We start from the raw sequence: 17,381 nt of genomic DNA, 5'->3' as shown, positions 1-17,381 counted from the left end.
CAGCACCCCCGCTGGCTGCGGCCCTCCACTCCCGGCACGCTTTCTTCAAAGGACGAGATGACTCATCTTATCGATACCATGACGATTAAGACGGCTTCACGAGTGGCAGGCCGTAGACGATGACCCTCCAGATACGAACGGCACTCGGCGATGGAACCCGACGCGCTTTCACGCGTAACGGGATCGTGTTGATGGGCGTCTTCCTGCTCGTGACCGTCTTTCAGGCAGGTCTCGTCTACGCGGTAACGACGACGGTCGTTCCGCTCGGACCCGTCGCCACGCCCGGAGCTCCTGCGGCGACCGGGCCGTCTCCCGGATCGCAACTGCCGGCACTCGTGTCGTTACAGGCAGCGTTTCTCGCAAGCGTCGCTGGTGGGGTTCTCACGGTCCCGGTTCGAGTCATCGTCCAGCGAGTCCTCGTGAGCGACCGGACGGAGCGTATTCCGGACGAGTTCGTCTTCCACCGACTCGGCTGGGCGAGTCTCAACTCGTTCGTCGGAAGTTGGGTACTGAGTCTCTCCTTCCTCCTCGTCTCACTTCTCTTCGTTGGAGCCGGCTTTTGGGGGCTCTTTCGCGTGATCGATTCCGAGACGAGCGCCTTTCTCGCAAGTAGCCAGATCGGGTGGGTTCTGTTGGGCGTCCTCGGGCTCGTACTGTTCCTCCCAAGCGTGTTCCTCGGGATCAATCTTCTATTCGCCGGCCAGGAGATCGCCGTCCAAGACAAGAGTTTCCTCGGCGCGTTCGCCGAGAGCTGGCGCTTGGTGCGTGGAAATCGACTGCCGTTGCTCCTGCTCGTCTTGATTCCGATGGTGCCGCAGGCGATAGTCTCGTACGGGATGTTCGCCCTCTTGCCGCCGCTCGCCGCTCAAGTAGTGTCGCTTCTCGAAACGACCGTCGTCACCGTCGTCGTAATCGGGATCATGGCCCGCGCGTACGTTCAGCTGAAGGGGAGAGAAAACGTCCGTATTTAGCGGGTGAGACAGGGACCATTTCGAGCAGAAGCAGGTTTCTCGAACGAGAAACGGCTCAGTCCGACGGGAAACCGGTCTCCGGATTACGCTCGGCGAAGGGGCCGACACGGCGGTCGTCGGTCGCGTACTGATAGAGTGCGGTCCGCGCGACCATCCCGAGGACCCTCTATCGAGTCATACCTGTTCTGTGCCCCGGAGACCGGCGGCGAGAGGTGCGGTCGCTACGACAAGATATTTGCCAGGCTACTATCGAGGATAGCGTATGGTCCTTCCCCGTCGGCGTCTCCTCCACACAGTTGGCACGGCTAGCGTCGCCGCATTAGCAGGCTGTTCGGAGTTGAACTCCCTCGGCTCCGAGTCGTCAGAACCCGAGTATCGACTCCGTATCGAACCGGTCGAGACATCACTAACCGAACATGCGCTGTACGAACCCGACGACGGGGCGTTGTTTGGTGCGCCTGCACGGACCGCACTCGATGCGATTCTCCCCGAGGGCCGGTACACGACGTACGGGTACAAACCGCTCCCGACCGATGCCTACGTCGGATACGAGGGGGCGTACTATCAGACGAAACATATCGTCACGGGACGCGAGCGAACGGAACGCTCACTCGTTCGTGTCGACACTGTTGCCGACGACGAGGTGCCCGATAGCGCCCTTCTCGTCGACAATCTCGAGCGACCCAGTGCGCGGACTCTGAAGATCCTCCACACCTACACACAGTCGGAGGGCAAGAGTTCGGCGGCGGATCTCCTTCGCGACGACGCGTACGTACTGCGTCGACCTGCCGAGTTGGAGAGCCGTCTCGGGACGGGCGATCTCGACAACCGGGTCGTCACGATGACCGAGAGTGGGGCGTGGGCCTACCGAGTCACTGTGACGACCGAACGGATCGTCGAGCCCGCATACACGGCGTTCGCGGCCGAGGTAGCAGGCTCACGTGATGTCTTCCGAGAAGTCGTCCTCGGCTCCCGGGTCGACGCAGAACTGACAGCAGACAGCCTCTCGGCCGACGTTCGATCGATCATCGAGGAGGCAGTCTCCGCGGAGATGTACGCCGAGACACCACCACTCTCGGACGCCTACGAAGCGACACTCGGAGCACTCGGGCTACACGATGTAGAACAGGCGAAGAACGGTCAGCTACTGTGGTACAACGAGCAGTTGTACCGCTATTCACTGTACATCGTCCAACCCTCGACTCGCGGTGCGTAGGAGGACCCCGGACACTATACGGAGGCGATCGAGCGCATCCGACGAAACTCGTGGGCTACTCGTTCCCGTCTACGCGCTCTATGAAGGGAACTCGGAGATCGAGGTTGCGAGTGACGTCGATTTCGATGGACTGGCCCACTGAGCGTATTCGTGAACTCCCACGGTCAGGTCGTTGCCGTCCGGTTGGATGAGCCGCTCGAAGCGCGGCTGACGTGCGTGAAGAAGACGAGTTCCGACTCGACTAGGAGTTCGAACCCCAGGAGGTCCGACGAACACTCCACAGGTCTCGTGAGGGGCATCGGTCGCGGGTCCTCTCGATCACGCCGACGATACGGGTTTCCGAACGCGGTCACACGCCGCCCCGAAATATTCGGCTCGTTGACGTACGTACCGATAATACTGGGTTCGGTCCGACAGATGCGAGCGTAGATGCGGGTGAGCGCGGGCGTACGGAGGAGACGGGGACCAAGTGTTGAAGCAAACACGGGTAGCGGACGGGAGGTTGTACACGTGGAATCACGGGCGCTCCACCGACTGCTCCACGGCGGATACTCTCCGTTCCCAGTTCGAGTGGTCGCCGAAGGGATACAGGGGTACGACAATTACGGAGACAGCCTGAGCAGTTGCTGCGAGCGGTCAGTCCGCTCGCTGGAGGCGGACGGCGAACGTCGCGCCCCCGAGGTCGTTGTTCTCGATCCAAACCTCGCCGCCGTACTGGTCGACCAGCGTTTCGACGAGGTACAGGCCGATGCCGGTGCCCGAACTATCGAGACCGTGTTGTCCCCGGCCGAATACTTCCTCCGTTCTGCTATCAGGGACGCCAGGCCCGTTGTCGGCAACACGAACCACTACGTCATCGTCGCTCACGTCGCATCTCACCCTCACGGTAGGGGTATCGTGGTCGTTGTGCCGGACCGCGTTGGCGAGGAGGTTCCGAAACACCGACCCCAGCATTCCATTCGCGGCGACGGCGACGTCCGGGAGGTCGTCCCACTGGAACTCGGCTCTGGGGAACGACTCCTCCTGAAGCGAGAGTTCGGTCTCTACGACCGAACGGAGCGACGTAGGTTCGACCGCGACCGCACCGTCCGTACTCAGCGTCTCGACGTAGTCACGGGCGATTGCAGTGAGTTCGACGACGTGCTCCCCACTGGTTAGGATCTTCCGGAGGTACTCCTCGCCCTCCGGGGTGACGTACCCGTCGAGCATCTCCGCCCACCCCAAGATGACCGCCATGTCGTTGCGGATATCGTGTCGAACGATTCTGTTGAGCACCTCCCACTCCTGTTGGCGCCGCTTCTGATCGGTGATGTCGGTGGTGACGCCAACCAGGTCGATCTGGTCCCCGTCGTCGCTCATCGAGACGATCCGCGCGTGCACCCACCGTATCGCGCCGTCGGGCCGGACGACCCGGTGTTCGACCGACGCGTCGGTGCGATCCTCGGCGGCTCCTCCGATCGCTTGCAGAACCCGGTCACGGTCTTCGGAGTGGACCCCGTCCATCAACCGCGAGACGTCCGACCGAAGGGCGTCGGCGTCGACCCCCCAGATGTCTTCCACCCCGTCACTTACGTAGTCGAACTCACCGGGTCTCGAGGCCGTCCAGAGCGCGACACCGTCGAGACGGTCAAAGAGGGCGCGGAAATCCGGTCTTTGGCTCAGCGGACGGCAGCTCATATCGGCTCTACCGAACGTGAACATTAAAAAGATCCACCAGCGATTATCGGAGAACGATAGCGAGCCGCCGGAGAACCTCTCAGGCCAGTTTCGAGCGAGGGATCTAATACGTACATTACTCGCTTCTGGAAGAACCAGCAGTCACGTCTCGGCTAACCCGGGGATCACTCGAATGCAGTAAATAAGTGGATCCTCGCATCCCCTCTGTTAGACCCCGCTGAGCAGTACCTGGAACGGCCGCAGGAGACGTCCCGGGAGCCATCGAGCGAAGCGTACGGCCGGCGTTGCCTTCCCCCACCGGGAGGGGACCGCTCGATAGCGGTCGCCGTCGACTCGTTCGACCTGATCGCGGCTGACGAGATAGTCCAGCGCGTCCAGAGTGCGCTCCTCTGTCAGTCCAACTGCATCCGCTACCTCGCCCGGTGTCCGCGGCTGCTCCGCCTCTCGCAGTTCCTCGTGAATCGAACTGAGGACCTGCATCCGGAGCATCACCTCACTGCTATCCTCGTCATCCAGCCCTACGACGTACTTGTGCGGCTTCTGGGCGGGACCCGCCTGCACTGTCGCCGCGCCGTCGAGGACGAACCAGAGTCCAGCGAGCACGAACGGAACGAACCACGACCCATGGATGACGACACCGCCGATGCCGACGACGATCATACTGACACCGTAGAACAACCAGTTGGCCCCCTCGGGAAGCCCGTAGCGCTCGTCGAGTAGGTCGTGGAAGGCGCTCGTCCCAGCCAGCACGAATATCGCCCCCGCCGCCCTGAGAGGAAAGTCGAACAGCCACACCATCGCCCCCATGCCAGCAGCCGCCAAGAGGAGTGTACGGAATCCCTCGTTCTCACGGAGCCGGGATGTTCGCTGTGCCATTCGTGTCGATACGTGATGCGTCTCTCACTTAGGGGTGACTCCAACGTTCTCTGCCAGAAAATCGGTCTCCTCCGAGAGGAGGGTCCGTCAGCAGATCAGTTGATGTAGTTAGCCGCCACTTGAGTGCTCTAACAGGCGCCGCCACCTCCGGCCGCCGCCCCGGCACCCGCACAACTGGCTGCGCCCACACTCGCTGTGGCGGCGGCCGCCGTCCCGCCCATCACCATCGCCGCGTCGTCGGTCCGACTGTAGCCTTGGCACTCTCCCCACGCGACCGGCGCGCTCGCGTCGTCGATGTCGTCCGCCTCGAAGACCGCCTCGCGGCGGTCCGCGAGCGAGAACCCAGCGTCGGTCGCGAAACGGTCGACCAACTCGTCAGTCAGCAGGACGCGCCGGTACTCCTCGGCCTCGAACAGTTCGTCGCCGCCGTCAGAAATCAGAGGTTTCTGACTGGCTCGAAAATCACTCTGCGATTTTCGAACGTCGAACGTGAATTGGATGTCGTAGTGACGCACGAACACGTCGTCGAACAGTCCCTGTATTGCACTCGCCGACTAGATCCCACACAAGGTCGGTGTCGGGCGTCTCGACGTCCTCGCCGAGCGAGAAGCGCGCGATGGGGACGACGACCGGCTCTTCGTCGGGGCCTTCGTTGACGACGGCGATGCCGGTCACGCCACAGTCCTCGACGGCGTAGCCCGCGAACACTTCCGCGCCACTGACGCCGGAGAGGCCGAGGAGGTAGACGACGGTGCGGTCGCGGAAGGCGCGCTCGCAGGTACGATATAATAATTAAATTTATACGATAGTGTAGATATCAGTGAAATAGAAACCCGGCGTCACTCAGCCTCTCGGTCGAGTTTGGGCGGTGAACTCTTCGATCAGCCGGTCGCAGAGGAGCGTCGCGATCGGGTGAGAGCCGTAGGCGTTCTGCACACGGAACGTCAGTGCGACGAACGGTCCGCCGCCGTCGCGGGACCGAACGACCAGCGGGCTCCCGGGGTTCGCGAGCCACCCTTCGACGCAACCGACGTGAACGTCGTCGGTTGCCGAGTCGAGATCGGTCGCGACGGCGTACGGGTAGAGTCCCTCGAACTCCCACCCGAGACGCGGGCCGTCGCAGACGCCCGCCAACAGCGGCGAGTTCTGATAGAAGAAGGATGTCGCGCCCAGCCAACTCGCCTCCTTGGGGAGCGAACGGTAGACGAACGGGCCGCCGCCGGTCATGGTTCCGTCGCTCGTCGGGAGGTGGACGACGGTACCTCCCTCCGCCGCGTACCGCTCGACGGCGGCGTCGATCCGAGTCACGAACGCGAGATCCGTCCCGTCCGTGAGTTCGTGGGTGACGTCGACCCCCTCGCTCGCCAGCCGCGACGCGAACGCCCCACCGGCGTAGACGACGCCGGTCGACGACATGTCCCGCCCGCAGTCCACGACGGTCACCGGCTCCGTCGTCGTGGCGTCGTCACCCGAGTGTTCGAAGACCGCGCTGAGGTCGTCGGTTCCGACCGTTCGATTCGTCCCCGAAACCTCGGGGACGCGCCGCCCGACCCGGTGGGTCGCGTTCGGCCCGACGGTCACCGTCTCTCGACCTGACTCGCCGAGGAACGACCAGCCGAGCGTCCCGGTCACCGGCTCGCGTGTGCTGTTGACGACGGTCAGGTCGAACGACAGGGAGTCACCCGCCGACACGGCGTGTACGTCGGGTTCGGCGACGACCGACAGCGGGGCGTTCACCCGCGCGAACTCGTCGCAGAACGACTTCTCCTCGCGGAGGTAGTCGAACAGCCCGTTGAACTCCCACTCGATGTCGGACAGTTGCGTGAGAACGTATCCGGCGACCCCGTCGCGAACGCGGATCTGTTCGACGAGGTGTTTGATCGAGACGAACTCGCGGCGCTGCCACGCCGCTTCCAGGTCGGCGAAGTCGTCGAACACTTCGGACAGTTCGGTCGTCTCGAACCGCTCGTCGACGCCCTCCGGACGCTTGAGCGGTTCCGTCAGGAACTCGTGTGAGAACCACTCGGGGTCGCCGCCGTACCGGTCGCGCAGGCGTGAGAGGTCGCCCATCCCCCACGTCCCGAGCTCCGAGGCGACGACCGGGACGTCGCAGACGTCGCCGTCGACGAACCGCGTCGTCGCGTAGTTGTCGGCGGCGTAGTACCGCATGTGGTCGAGTTCGTCCTCCCACGTCTCCGCACGGTCGGGACTGGCGAAGTACCGGTGAAAGTCGTTGACGTCGGTGGTGACGTGCGCCCACCCGGAGTTGTCACACACCAAGCGGGTGGCGTCGCGCTCCCGGACCGACCGGTACGCGTCGGCGAGAAACTGCTGTTTCTCCGCGTCAGTCCACAGCGTCTCGTCGTCGTCGTGGTGGCCGACCCCCCACTCCTCGTTGTAGAGCGACCAGACGACGACGCTCGGTCGGTTGTAGTCCCGTTCGACCAGTCCAGCCAACTGCGCGGTGGTCTCCGACTGCGAGCGTGCGGTGTACCGGGTCGGGTTCGCCGGTTCCTCCCACACTAAGATCCCCTGCTTGTCGGCCTCCCGGAGGAACTCGGGATGTGCGGGTTTGACGTGCTTCCTGATGAGGTTGAACCCCAACCCCTTGGCGGCCGTCACCTCCCGGGCGAACGCGTCGTCGGTGGGAGGGCGGTACTGCGTCTCCGGGTAGTACCCCTGGTCGAGGACGCCCCGGAGTTCGATCTCCTCGCCGTTGAGCAGGAACTGGCCGTCCGCGTACCCGAAGCTCCGCATCCCGAAGTAGTCCGCGTATCGGTCGACGACGTCCCCGTCGTCGACCAGTTCGACCGTCACGTCGTACAGTGCGGGCGACTCCGGCCGCCAGTACGCCGGATCGTCGAACGGGAGAACGACGTCGGTGGTTTCGGCGGCCGAGACGGTCGTTTCGGCCGTCACAGCGGTTCGATCAGCGCTCCCGTCACCGTCGTTCCTGCCCGCGTCCGACCGCGACTCCCGCGGCGTCGCGCGAACCACGCACGTCAGATCCGCCTCGGCGGCCGGACCGAGGCGCGTCGTCACTTCGACCGAGGCCTCGTCGCGATCGAGGTCGGGCGTCACCCGGACCGACTCGGTCCGGGTGGGCGGGACGAACGCCAACGCGACGGACTGCCAGATCCCGCTCACCCGCGTGTACCACGGGTCGCCCTGCTTCCCGTGCGGTATCTCTTCGAGGTTCTCGGGGTCGGTGACCCGGACGACGACGGTGTTCTCGCCCGGTTCGATCGCCTCGCTTGCGTCGAATTCGAACGGGAGGTAGCCGTCCCGGTTGTACCCCACCTCCACCCCGTTGACCCACACGGTCGTCTCGTAGTCGACTGCCCCGAACCGAAGGAGGGCGTCGCGTCCACGGAGGTCGGCTGCATCGACGTCGACGGTCCGGCGGTACCAGACGGTCCCGACGTAGTTGTGACACGAGTCCATATTCTGCCATGTGTGTGGAACCGACACTATCCGGGATCTCACCGGCCACTCGGCGGCTGCGGCGTACCACCCGGCGTCGATGCCGTCCCCGGCCGGGTCGGTAACGAACGACCACCGGCCGTCGAGACTGACCGACCGGCGAGGGGACTCGCTGGCGGGGACAGGCCCTCCGGCTACGTGGTCCGATCCGCGTTCACTCACGTCCGCTACTCCCGAGCGCCTCGTTCGCCGGCGCTCGGTCGGGTAGTTCCGACCGGGCAGTCGAACGGGCGTACTTACCGGTGAGGACACCGGAACTGCTCGAACGCGGGGACTGATCTGTCATACTGGTTTCGGACTCTCCCCTCGTCTCCAGCGTGTTAACTGTTCTGTGCGCTCGTCCCGGCGGTATCGATCCGGGAAAATAGTTTTATTGATCGCCCGGTTACCCACGGGGACGATGGCAACCACCTCCCACCGCGTGAAGTCCGACGTCACCGCGTTCACGATCATCGAGGCGTTGAACCAGGGGGGAGAGATGGGCGTCACCGAGATCGCACAGGAGACGGGGATCGTGAAGAGTTCGGTTCACAAGCACCTGAGCACGCTCCTCGAACTCGGATACGTGAGCAAAGAGGGGACCCGGTACTCGCTGTCGATGCGGTGGCTCGGTGCCGGCAGGCGGGTGCGCGAGCGCCGACCGGTGTTTCAGGCCGCCAAGGACGAAGTGGAGAGCCTCGCGCGGCGGACCGGTGAGACGGTATCGCTGGTGGTCGAGGAGGCGGGGGACGCGGTGTACATCCTCCAGAGCAGCGAGCGCGAACCGGCGTTGTCCCCGGTCGAGGAGGGCGAGCGCATCCCGGCGCCTATCTCGGTCGGTGGCAAGGCGCTCTTATCGTACAGACCGACCGAGGAGGTACGAGCGCTGTTGGAGACGCTCGACACCGACGACGACACCGACACGGAGAAACTCCTCTCCGAGCTACGCACCCTCCGGGACCAGCGGCTGGTGGTCGGGCGCTCGAACCCCCAAGAGCGCGTGTTCAGCGCCGGCTCGTTCGAGGGACACCGACACGTCGTCGGCCACGGCGAACCGTACCACGACCTCAACGGCGTGGCCGTCCCCATTCGCGACGCGAACAACTACGCCGTCGCCGCGATCGAAGTCAGCGGGGCGGAGTCGAGCCTCTACGGCCGCCGCCTCCAAGAGGAGATCGCGGGACTCCTCGTCGAGACGGGGAAGTCCGTCGAGACGAACCTGCTCCGCTTGTCCGACTGAGCCCGCCTCCGACCGCCGCCGGCTTCGGCTCCGATCCCCTCCGTGCGTTTCTCGTCCGTTCCGTCCTCCACTACTCGACAGCAGCCGCGCCGGCGCCGAGACGTGTCCGTCGGTCGACTGTCGACGTTTCTTCACAGGAAACGAACGCCAGTTCGTGGTTCGGGCCGTCCCCCTCTACTTCACCCTTCGACCGCGAATCGTTACAGAAGTACCAGTGTAATTTCTCTGCCCGTGCGCGTTACTGACAGGGGGTTCCCCGCTTGGTACCAGTCGACAGGGCCGAACGACGCACTCCGTCCGGTTCCCCTTTTCGTCGACACTCGATCCCGGTGTTTCCCGACGAGAAACACCGGAGCGTGATCCGCCGACCGAAACGGTCGGATATCCAGCGAGCGCACTCCGGAGGAGGGGGTTCCGCTCCCCGTCAGGTAGATTTAGGTGGCGGGGAGGGGTAGTACGACCGAGCATGGTGACCGACGACGCTCCGCGACAGGAGTATCCACGGCCGCAGCTACGGCGCGACGACTGGCGATCGCTCAACGGCGAGTGGGAGTTCGAGATCGACCACGGGAGGACGGGACGCGCGCGAGGGCTCCCGACGGCCGCCGACCTCGAACGCACGATCACTGTCCCGTTTCCCCCCGAGAGCGAACTGTCGGGCGTCGACCATCGCGACTTCATGGACGCGGTGTGGTACCGACGCGAGGTAGAGGTGACCGAGGAGGACCTGGCGGGACGTCTCCTCCTCCACTTCGGTGCGGTCGACTACGAGGCCGAGGTGTGGCTGAACGGGGAGTCGGTCGGCACTCACCGCGGCGGGTACACACCGTTCACCTTCGACGTGACCGACCACGTCGAGACGGGGAGCAACGTCCTCACGGTCTGTGCGCGCGACGAGGTCCGCACCGAGACACAGCCCGCGGGCAAACAGAGCAAGCGGTACGACTCTCACGGGGCGGTCTACACCCGAATCACCGGCATTTGGCAACCCGTCTGGCTCGAACCGGTTCCCGAAACGTCCGTCGAGGACCTCCGTATCGACCCGAACCTCCCCGACGGAACGGTTCACCTCACGGCGTCGCTCCGCGGCGACCCCCGCGGGACCGAACTGACGGTCACCGCGACGTTCGACGGCGACACCGTCGGCGAAGTGTCGACGCCCGTCGCGGGGGAGACGGCCAGGTGCGTCGTCGACGTCGACGAGGTCCACCCGTGGACCCCCGAGTCGCCCGACCTGTACGACCTCGCGGTCACTCTCCGCCGGGACGGGGAGGTAGTGGACGAGGTGGAGAGCTACACCGGGCTCCGGTCGGTGTCCGTCGAGGACGGCGTGGTCCTCCTCAACGGCGAGCCGCGGTTCCAGCGGCTGATCCTCGACCAGGGGTACTACCCCGAGGGACTGTACACGGCCCCGTCCGACGACGCGCTCAGACGCGACATCGAACTCGGGATGGAGATGGGGTTCGACGGTGCCCGCCTCCACGAGAAGGTGTTCGAGCCGCGGTACCTCTATCACGCCGATCGGTTGGGCTACCTCGTCTGGGGTGAACACGCCAACTGGGGGCTCGACCACTCCGACCCGTCGAACCTCGCCCCGTTCCTCCAAGAGTGGATCGAGGTGGTCGAACGCGACTACAACCACCCCTCGCTCGTCGGGTGGACGCCGTTCAACGAGACCACGTCTGACCAGGACGACAACCTGCTCCGGACGGTCTACCGGACCACGAAAGCGCTCGACCCCACCCGGCCGGTCGTCGACACCAGCGGCTACGTCCACGTCGAGACCGACCTCCTCGACGTTCACGACTACACGCAGGACGTCGACGAGTTCCGCGAGCGGTACGACGCGCTCGAAGCCGGCGAGTCGGTCACCCTCGACTACGGCGACGGCGAGTACGGCCCCGAACTCAGCTACGTCAGCGAGTACGGCGGCATCTGGTGGAATCCCGGTGCGGAGGAGGGGTGGGGGTACGGCGACCGCCCGGAGAGCGTCGACGAGTTCGTCGACCGGTACCGCGGGTTGACCGAGGCGCTGTTGGACAACGAGGCCATCGGGCTCCTCTGTTACACCCAACTGTACGACATCGAGCAGGAGGCTAACGGCCTGTTCACCTACGACCGCGAGTCGAAGTTCGACCCCGAACGCGAGCGTGAACTCCGCGATATCATGCGACAGCCCGCGGCGGTCGAGCGAAACGACTGACGGCGCCCGATCCCACCGACCGCCGGTGGTCAACGCGGTCCCGAACGGCCGGCCGCGTTCGCGTCACCCGGGCGGCAAAACCTTCTTGTAGTAACGTGGGCCAACGGTAACTGGATAATCGATTATGAGCGAAGTGAACTTCGACCACGTTTCGAAGGTGTACGACGAGGAAATCTTGGCGGTGGACGATGTGGACTTCCGGATCGAGGACGGCGAGTTCACGACGATCGTCGGCCCCTCGGGGTCGGGGAAGTCGACCCTCCTCCGGATGGTCGCGGGACTCGAAGACATCACCGAGGGGACGGTCGAGATCGGCCGACGGGAGATAAACGACGTCCAGCCCCAAGACCGCGGCGTGGCGATGGTGTTTCAGAACTACGCGCTCTACCCCCACATGAGCGTCCGCCAGAACATGTCCTACGGGCTCAAACAGACCACGAGCCTCTCGGACGACGAGATAGACGGCCGGGTGGTCGAAGCGGCGGAGATGATGGGGATCGAGGGCCTGCTCGACCAGAAGCCCGCACAGCTGTCGGGTGGCCAGCAGCAGCGGGTGGCGACGGGGCGTGCGATCGTCCGCGAGCCCGAGGTGTTCCTGTTCGACGAGCCGCTGTCGAACCTCGACGCCAAACTCCGCCTCCACATGCGGACGGAACTCCAGCGGATCCAGGAGGACCTCGACACGACGACGATGTACGTCACCCACGACCAGGAGGAGGCGCTCACGATGTCCGACCGGGTCGTGATACTCAACCACGGCGAGATCCAGCAGATCGGCGCGCCCGACGAGATATACCACCGGCCCGCCAACCAGTTCGTCGCCGACTTCATCGGCTCGCCGTCGATGAACTTCTTCGACGTCCAACTGGATGGAACCGTCCTCTCGGGCGGGGCGTTCGACTACCCGCTCTCGCGGGAGTTGGCCGAGCGCATCCGCGAGCGGATGACGGGCGAGACGGGCGTGCTCGGGATCCGCCCGGAGAACATGCGGATCGGTGAGGAGGGCGACCAGAGCGTCCGAGCGACGGTCGACGTCGTCGAACCGGTGGGGAGCGACAACTACCTCTACGTGCTCGTCGGCGACGAGGAGTGTACTGTCCGGGTTTCGGCCGACGTCAAGCCCACCGAGTCGGAGCATCTGTCCATCACGTTCGACGAGGAGGACGTCCACCTCTTCGACGGGCAGACGGAGGAAAACGTCCTCGTCGAGGGTCGGTCGCGGGTCGCGGCCGACTCACAGCCTTCCCGCGCCTGAGCCGCCCGGCCCCCGGTTCGGTCGTCGACGACGACACCGCGCCCGTTCCGTGCCGGTCGGCGGCTCCCCCTTCGGTTTACCGCGGCCGGATCGCGAACTCGTCGAACGTGACCAGCGACGGGTCGGCGTCGAGCGCGCAGACGAACATCCCGGCGTCCTGGACGGCGTCGGCTGACGGGACACTCACCGCGGAGCCGACCTGCGCCCACGTCGCGCCGTCGTCGGGGCTGTAGTAGCCGCGGAACGTACTCCCCCGCTTCTCCAGCCGGAGGCGGACCGGGTAGTCGGGTTCGCTCCCCGCGACCGGTCCGCTGTCGATGAAGCCGTCGTCGGTAGCGTCCCACGACAGTTGGTAGCCCGTGCCCGCGAGCGCGGTCAGCAGGACGTAGCCCAGCGACTCGCCCGGCGCGGCCAGGTCGTTGCGGACCATGATCCCGGCCTTGGCGTACGCGTCGGTCTCCTCTTGGCCCGTCACCCGCACTTCGACGTCGACCCGCTCGCCCGCGGCGTCGGACCGGTAGAGGGTGCCGTACTCGTCCGCGAACGTCCACGTGTCCGTCCCGGCGGCGTTGACCGCGTAGTCGCCGTCGAGTTGGCCGAAGTCGGCGGTCGTGTTGGCGAACGTGGAGAACGACGCCGGCGGCGGCGCGAGCACGGTGAGCGTGGCGGCCGTCGAGTCGTCGCCGTCGAACGTCACCTCGTGGGTGCCGTACGACTCGGGCGTCGAGAGCGACCCCTCGCCCGGCAGCGGGATCTCGAGTGTGTGCTCGCCGGGGTCGAGTGTCCGGCTCGTGGCCGCGACTAGGTCCTGCTCGTCGGCGGTGTCGAACGAGAACTCCCCGCCGGGGAGCGTGTACCCCGCCAGCGAGAGCGGGCGGTCCGTCTCGCCGGTCACGGTGACGTCGACCGAGGCGGTGCCGTCGCCCACCTCGACCGGGTCCGCGTCGACGTGCGCCCGCGTCTCGGGTGCGAGCGAGTTGATCCACGTGTCACGGTCGGTCACCTCGTCGCCGTCGGTGTGCGCGTACTGGATCAGTCGGTCCTGACGGCCGTAGAAGTCGTCGTCGCTCTCGCCGAGGCGCTCCTCGACGTTCCCGGCGACGAGGTCCACCTGGTAGCCGTCGTCGGCGACCGTGAACGCCCGCCGGAAGGTGAGCGCGGTCGACTCGCCGGGGTCGAGGTCCACCGGCGACGACATCACGGCCGACCCGTCGACGACCAAGTCGACCGACTCCGACGCCTCGTAGCTCCCGACGTTCCGGACGGTCGCCGAGAACTCGCCGGCCTCGGCCGCGCTCAACACGTCGGGCATCTCGACGTCGTCGAACGCGAGTTCCGCCGGCCGCGGGTCGACGGTGACGGTGACGGGCTCGGAGGCCCGATCCACCGACGTGCCGACCGAGAGGGCGTGGTCGCCGCCGGTGTACAGCCGGGTCTCGAACGACACCTCCTGGGTCTCGCCCGCCGACAGCACCGCGGGCGCGGAGTCGACGACGGTCGACCCGTCGTAGAGGTTGACGTACGCCGTCCCGTCGGCCCCCTCGTTCCGTATCGTCGCGGTGACCGAGAACCGCTCGTCCGGCGTGACGCTCGTCACGGACGCCGACACGTTCGGGACGGCGACCCGCGGCTGCTCGCCCGTCTCGATCGACGGGCGGCGCTGGGTGACGCTGGGGACGCGGCCCTCGACGGCGGGCCACCCGCTCTCCCACTGGAGAGGGTCGACGAACAGCGGTCGGCGGGGCGCCGCGCCGTCGGCGATGAACCCCGGTTCGTCGCGCTCGTAGCCGTGGTACACCAGCCACGCCCGATCGGCGTCGTCGTACGCGAGCCCGTTGTGACCGGGCGCGCCGAACTGCTCGCTGTCGTCGACCACGACCGACCCCGGTGCGTCGAGGAGCGACTCGCCGTCCCGGTTCAGGTACGGCCCGTCGAGCGAGTCGGCGCGACCGACCTCGACCCGGTAGGAACTGCTCGGCCCGTCACAGCACGTCCCGCTCGAGACGAACAGGTAGTACGTTCCGTCGCGCTCCTCCACGTAGGGCCCCTCGAACCGGGCGCTGGCGATCTGGACGGGGTCGCCCGCGGGTGCGGTGCCGTCGGGCGTCAACTCGACCAGGTAGATGCCGTTGAAACTCCCCCAGATCAAGTGAGGGGTGCCGTCGTCGACGTAGAACATCGGGTCGATCGAGTTGAGTACCCCGACCTCGAACCCCTGTAACACCTTCCCGCGGTCCGTGAACGGTCCCGCGGGCGAGTCGGCGACGGCGAGGCCGACCCCCTGTGCGTCGTCGTTGTACTCGGGCGCGGCGTCGACCAGCGAGTAGTAGAGGTGGTACTTCCCGCGGTACTGCGCGACGTCGGGCGCCCACACGAAGTCCGCGTCGCCGCGTTCGAGCCACTCGGGAACCGACTCGAACACGTCGCCCACGTACTCCCAGTCCACGAGGTTGGTCGACCGGACGATCGGGACGATCCGGAACCCCTCGCCGTCGCCCCACCTGTCCATGGTGCCGTACGCGTAGTACCACCCGTCGTCGGTTCGGACCGTACTCGGGTCCGCGAACACCGGCTCGAACACCGGGTTGCGATACGTCGACCGGTCGACCGGGCCCGCGGGCGTCTCGGCCGTTCCGGTGGCCGCAGTCGAGAGCGCGCCCGCTCCGAGCGCTATCCGCTGAAGGAGGCTTCTCCGATTCATCTCCGCCCCGAAATTGTCACTGTTTTTCATAGTTCTTTCCGTACGTGATACTACATGTCGGTTCGTCACCCCCGGCACCCACCCGCTCGATTTTTGTACTCGGTCGTCGATTCCCCCTTCGATGTCACTGTCGAACTGTCTCGGCGAGTTCGCCGAGCGCGACTGGCGGACGGGGGCCGAGGGCACCGTACGATTGGCACTCGTCGGTCTCGGCTGGTGGACGACCGAGCGGGTCCTGCCCGCCATCGAGGCGGTGGACCGGTGTGAGACGACGACGCTCGTGACGGGGTCGCGGGCGAAGGGCGAGCGTGTCGCCGCGGACGTCGAGACGGTGTCACGGGTGCTCGACTACGACGAGTTCCACGACGGGGTCGGACGGGAGGGGTACGACGCGGTGTACGTCTGTACGCCCAACGCCTATCACCTCGATTACGCCGAGACGGCGGCCGGTCTGGGGAAGGCTGTCCTGTGTGAAAAGCCGATGGAGGCCACCGTCGGCCGCGCGGAGCGGCTGGTCGACGTATGCGAGGAGGCGGGCGTCGAGTTGATCGTCGGCTACCGGATGCAGACCGTTCCGGCCGTCCGACGCGCCCGTGAACTGGTCCGCGAGGGTGTGATCGGCGAACCCCGGTTCGTGACCGGCGTCAACAGCCAGCGCCTGCTCGACATGTTCGCCGACCACGACCAGTGGCGTCTCGACCCCGACCTGACCGGCTACGGAACCTCGGTCGTGGACCTGGGAATCTACCACCTCAACACGGCCCGGTTCCTCCTCGACGCCGACCCCGTCGCCGCTCAGGCGTCGATGCGGTCGGACCACGAGGCGTTCGACCGGGTTCCCGACGAACTCGCGTCGGTCCTCCTTGAGTTCGAGGGCGGCGTTCACTCGACGTGCGTGGCGAGTCAGAACGCCGCCGAACGGACGTACCTCCAGGTCGTCGGGACCGAGGGGAGCCTCCGACTCGACCCCGCCTACCACATGGACACTCGACTCCGGCTGACGGTCGGCGACCGGAGCCTCGACGTCGAGACGCCCGACGCGAACCAGATGGTCGACCTGTTCGACTACTTCGCGGAGGCCGTCCTCACCGACCGCGACCCGGGCCCCGACGGGCGGCACGGCCTCGTGGATATGCGGGCGCTCGAAGCGATCCACCGGTCGGCCGAGTCGGGCGAACGGGTTACGGTCGATTCCTAACGCGCTCTACTACGACGGCGTGTTCGCGCGTCCCTCGACGGCCGGTCCCCCCAACCGACGGCGCCGTCCGACGTCTCCAACTTCACGAACAGCGACCGCGGCGGTACCGCGAACGGTTCGGAGTCGGTGGGCTCCGCGGTACGGACTCGTCGTGGGGCCATCGTTACACGGTCGTGTACGGGTGGGCTCGTCCGCAGAAGCGAGGCCGACCTCCGTTGTGACGCCGGTCCCACGCCGCACCCTGCGTGTGAATGTTTCTCACTGGGAAACGGCTGTGGTCCGAGAGCCGAACCCCCGCGATACCCGATCCAGTCGGATCCCCGTTCGACTTCACGCTCGATACGGCGAATAATCGCCATGAACGTCGATAGCAGTTACAACAGTACCGCTGTAATCCCACGACGAAATTCGGTGGGTCGGAGTGGTCGAACGCGGCGAGGCGGAGATCGGCGACGGATTCGTTTCCTCCGAAGAAACGGTTGTGCGGGGATTCGACTCCGTAACTGTGCGCTCTGAGGGCTGGCTCGACCTCGTTGCCGAGCGCCGCGTCTCGGCACAACACTTAATTACCGGGTCGATCAA

11 protein-coding genes and 1 pseudogene are annotated in these 17,381 nt (G+C 65.8%); 6 read left to right on the top strand and 6 right to left on the bottom strand.

Annotated features, from left to right (window positions below; all coding sequences use genetic code 11):
- Window positions 1–119 precede the first annotated feature (119 nt).
- Together K933_RS02170 and K933_RS02165 are read left to right on the top strand one after the other, a co-directional pair.
- Window positions 120–971: a hypothetical protein gene (locus K933_RS02170; RefSeq protein ID WP_049947503.1), complete on the top strand. Its 852-nt coding sequence runs from the start codon at window positions 120–122 to the stop codon at window positions 969–971.
- A gap of 262 nt (window positions 972–1,233) precedes the next feature.
- Entirely contained in the window at window positions 1,234–2,187 is a 954-nt protein-coding gene (locus tag K933_RS02165; RefSeq protein ID WP_049947502.1) for a hypothetical protein, read from the top strand.
- 164 nt (window positions 2,188–2,351) lie between these two features.
- On the opposite strand, the gene K933_RS19155 is transcribed toward K933_RS02165, so the two are convergent.
- The 5 genes and pseudogenes from K933_RS19155 to K933_RS02145 form a co-directional block, all read right to left on the bottom strand.
- The gene (locus K933_RS19155) at window positions 2,352–2,486 is read right to left on the bottom strand and encodes a hypothetical protein (RefSeq protein WP_268744614.1); all 135 of its coding nucleotides are present in this window, start codon (window positions 2,484–2,486) and stop codon (window positions 2,352–2,354) included.
- A gap of 337 nt (window positions 2,487–2,823) precedes the next feature.
- The gene (locus tag K933_RS02160) at window positions 2,824–3,888 is read right to left on the bottom strand and encodes a sensor histidine kinase (RefSeq protein ID WP_235063412.1); all 1,065 of its coding nucleotides are present in this window, start codon (window positions 3,886–3,888) and stop codon (window positions 2,824–2,826) included.
- A gap of 183 nt (window positions 3,889–4,071) precedes the next feature.
- A complete protein-coding gene (locus K933_RS02155) occupies window positions 4,072–4,740 on the bottom strand; it encodes a hypothetical protein (protein WP_152529735.1) in 669 nt (222 codons plus the stop codon).
- Window positions 4,741–4,868: 128 nt separating this feature from the next.
- A pseudogene (locus K933_RS02150) lies at window positions 4,869–5,439 on the bottom strand (hypothetical protein); the annotation flags it as partial.
- A gap of 144 nt (window positions 5,440–5,583) precedes the next feature.
- Window positions 5,584–8,385 (bottom strand): glycoside hydrolase family 2 protein, encoded by a 2,802-nt coding sequence (locus tag K933_RS02145; RefSeq protein ID WP_080509168.1) that lies wholly within the window; start codon window positions 8,383–8,385, stop codon window positions 5,584–5,586.
- 238 nt (window positions 8,386–8,623) lie between these two features.
- Here K933_RS02145 and K933_RS02140 point away from each other — a divergent pair, with 238 nt between their 5' ends.
- The 3 genes from K933_RS02140 to K933_RS02130 all read left to right on the top strand — a co-directional run bounded on the left by K933_RS02140 (window position 8,624) and on the right by K933_RS02130 (window position 12,900).
- Window positions 8,624–9,442, top strand: coding sequence for an IclR family transcriptional regulator (locus K933_RS02140; RefSeq protein ID WP_049947499.1), 819 nt, complete (start codon window positions 8,624–8,626; stop codon window positions 9,440–9,442).
- A 466-nt stretch (window positions 9,443–9,908) separates the two neighbouring features.
- Complete coding sequence (locus tag K933_RS02135) at window positions 9,909–11,645, top strand: glycoside hydrolase family 2 protein (RefSeq protein WP_023393032.1); 1,737 nt, start codon at window positions 9,909–9,911, stop codon at window positions 11,643–11,645.
- 124 nt (window positions 11,646–11,769) lie between these two features.
- Window positions 11,770–12,900, top strand: a complete 1,131-nt coding sequence (locus tag K933_RS02130) for an ABC transporter ATP-binding protein (RefSeq protein WP_023393031.1) — start codon at window positions 11,770–11,772, stop codon at window positions 12,898–12,900.
- Window positions 12,901–12,976: 76 nt separating this feature from the next.
- Here K933_RS02130 and K933_RS02125 read toward each other — a convergent pair whose 3' ends face one another.
- Window positions 12,977–15,601: a family 43 glycosylhydrolase gene (locus tag K933_RS02125; RefSeq protein ID WP_049947498.1), complete on the bottom strand. Its 2,625-nt coding sequence runs from the start codon at window positions 15,599–15,601 to the stop codon at window positions 12,977–12,979.
- Window positions 15,602–15,722: 121 nt separating this feature from the next.
- On the opposite strand from K933_RS02125, the gene gfo6 reads away from it, so the two are divergent.
- Window positions 15,723–16,799 carry a D-xylose 1-dehydrogenase Gfo6 gene (gfo6, locus tag K933_RS02120; protein WP_023393029.1) on the top strand — a complete coding sequence of 359 codons (1,077 nt, stop codon included), beginning with the start codon at window positions 15,723–15,725 and terminating at the stop codon, window positions 16,797–16,799.
- Window positions 16,800–17,381 lie beyond the last annotated feature (582 nt).

It is taken from the genome of Candidatus Halobonum tyrrellensis G22, assembly GCF_000495475.1.
Classification (GTDB): Archaea; Halobacteriota; Halobacteria; order Halobacteriales; family Haloferacaceae; genus Halobonum; species Halobonum tyrrellense.
Note: the sequence above shows the minus strand (reverse complement) of the source record. Positions and strands in the feature narration are given on the sequence as shown.

Excerpts from the sequence above, each read along its gene's own strand:
- K933_RS02170 (WP_049947503.1), top strand. The coding sequence starts at position 120 with ATGACCCTCCAGATACGAACGGCACTCGGCGATGGAACCCGACGCGCT.
- K933_RS02165 (WP_049947502.1), top strand. The coding sequence starts at position 1,234 with ATGGTCCTTCCCCGTCGGCGTCTCCTCCACACAGTTGGCACGGCTAGC.
- K933_RS19155 (WP_268744614.1), bottom strand. The coding sequence starts at position 2,486 with ATGCCCCTCACGAGACCTGTGGAGTGTTCGTCGGACCTCCTGGGGTTC.
- K933_RS02160 (WP_235063412.1), bottom strand. The coding sequence starts at position 3,888 with ATGTTCACGTTCGGTAGAGCCGATATGAGCTGCCGTCCGCTGAGCCAA.
- K933_RS02155 (WP_152529735.1), bottom strand. The coding sequence starts at position 4,740 with ATGGCACAGCGAACATCCCGGCTCCGTGAGAACGAGGGATTCCGTACA.
- K933_RS02140 (WP_049947499.1), top strand. The coding sequence starts at position 8,624 with ATGGCAACCACCTCCCACCGCGTGAAGTCCGACGTCACCGCGTTCACG.
- K933_RS02135 (WP_023393032.1), top strand. The coding sequence starts at position 9,909 with ATGGTGACCGACGACGCTCCGCGACAGGAGTATCCACGGCCGCAGCTA.
- K933_RS02130 (WP_023393031.1), top strand. The coding sequence starts at position 11,770 with ATGAGCGAAGTGAACTTCGACCACGTTTCGAAGGTGTACGACGAGGAA.
- K933_RS02125 (WP_049947498.1), bottom strand. The coding sequence starts at position 15,601 with ATGAATCGGAGAAGCCTCCTTCAGCGGATAGCGCTCGGAGCGGGCGCG.
- gfo6 (WP_023393029.1), top strand. The coding sequence starts at position 15,723 with ATGTCACTGTCGAACTGTCTCGGCGAGTTCGCCGAGCGCGACTGGCGG.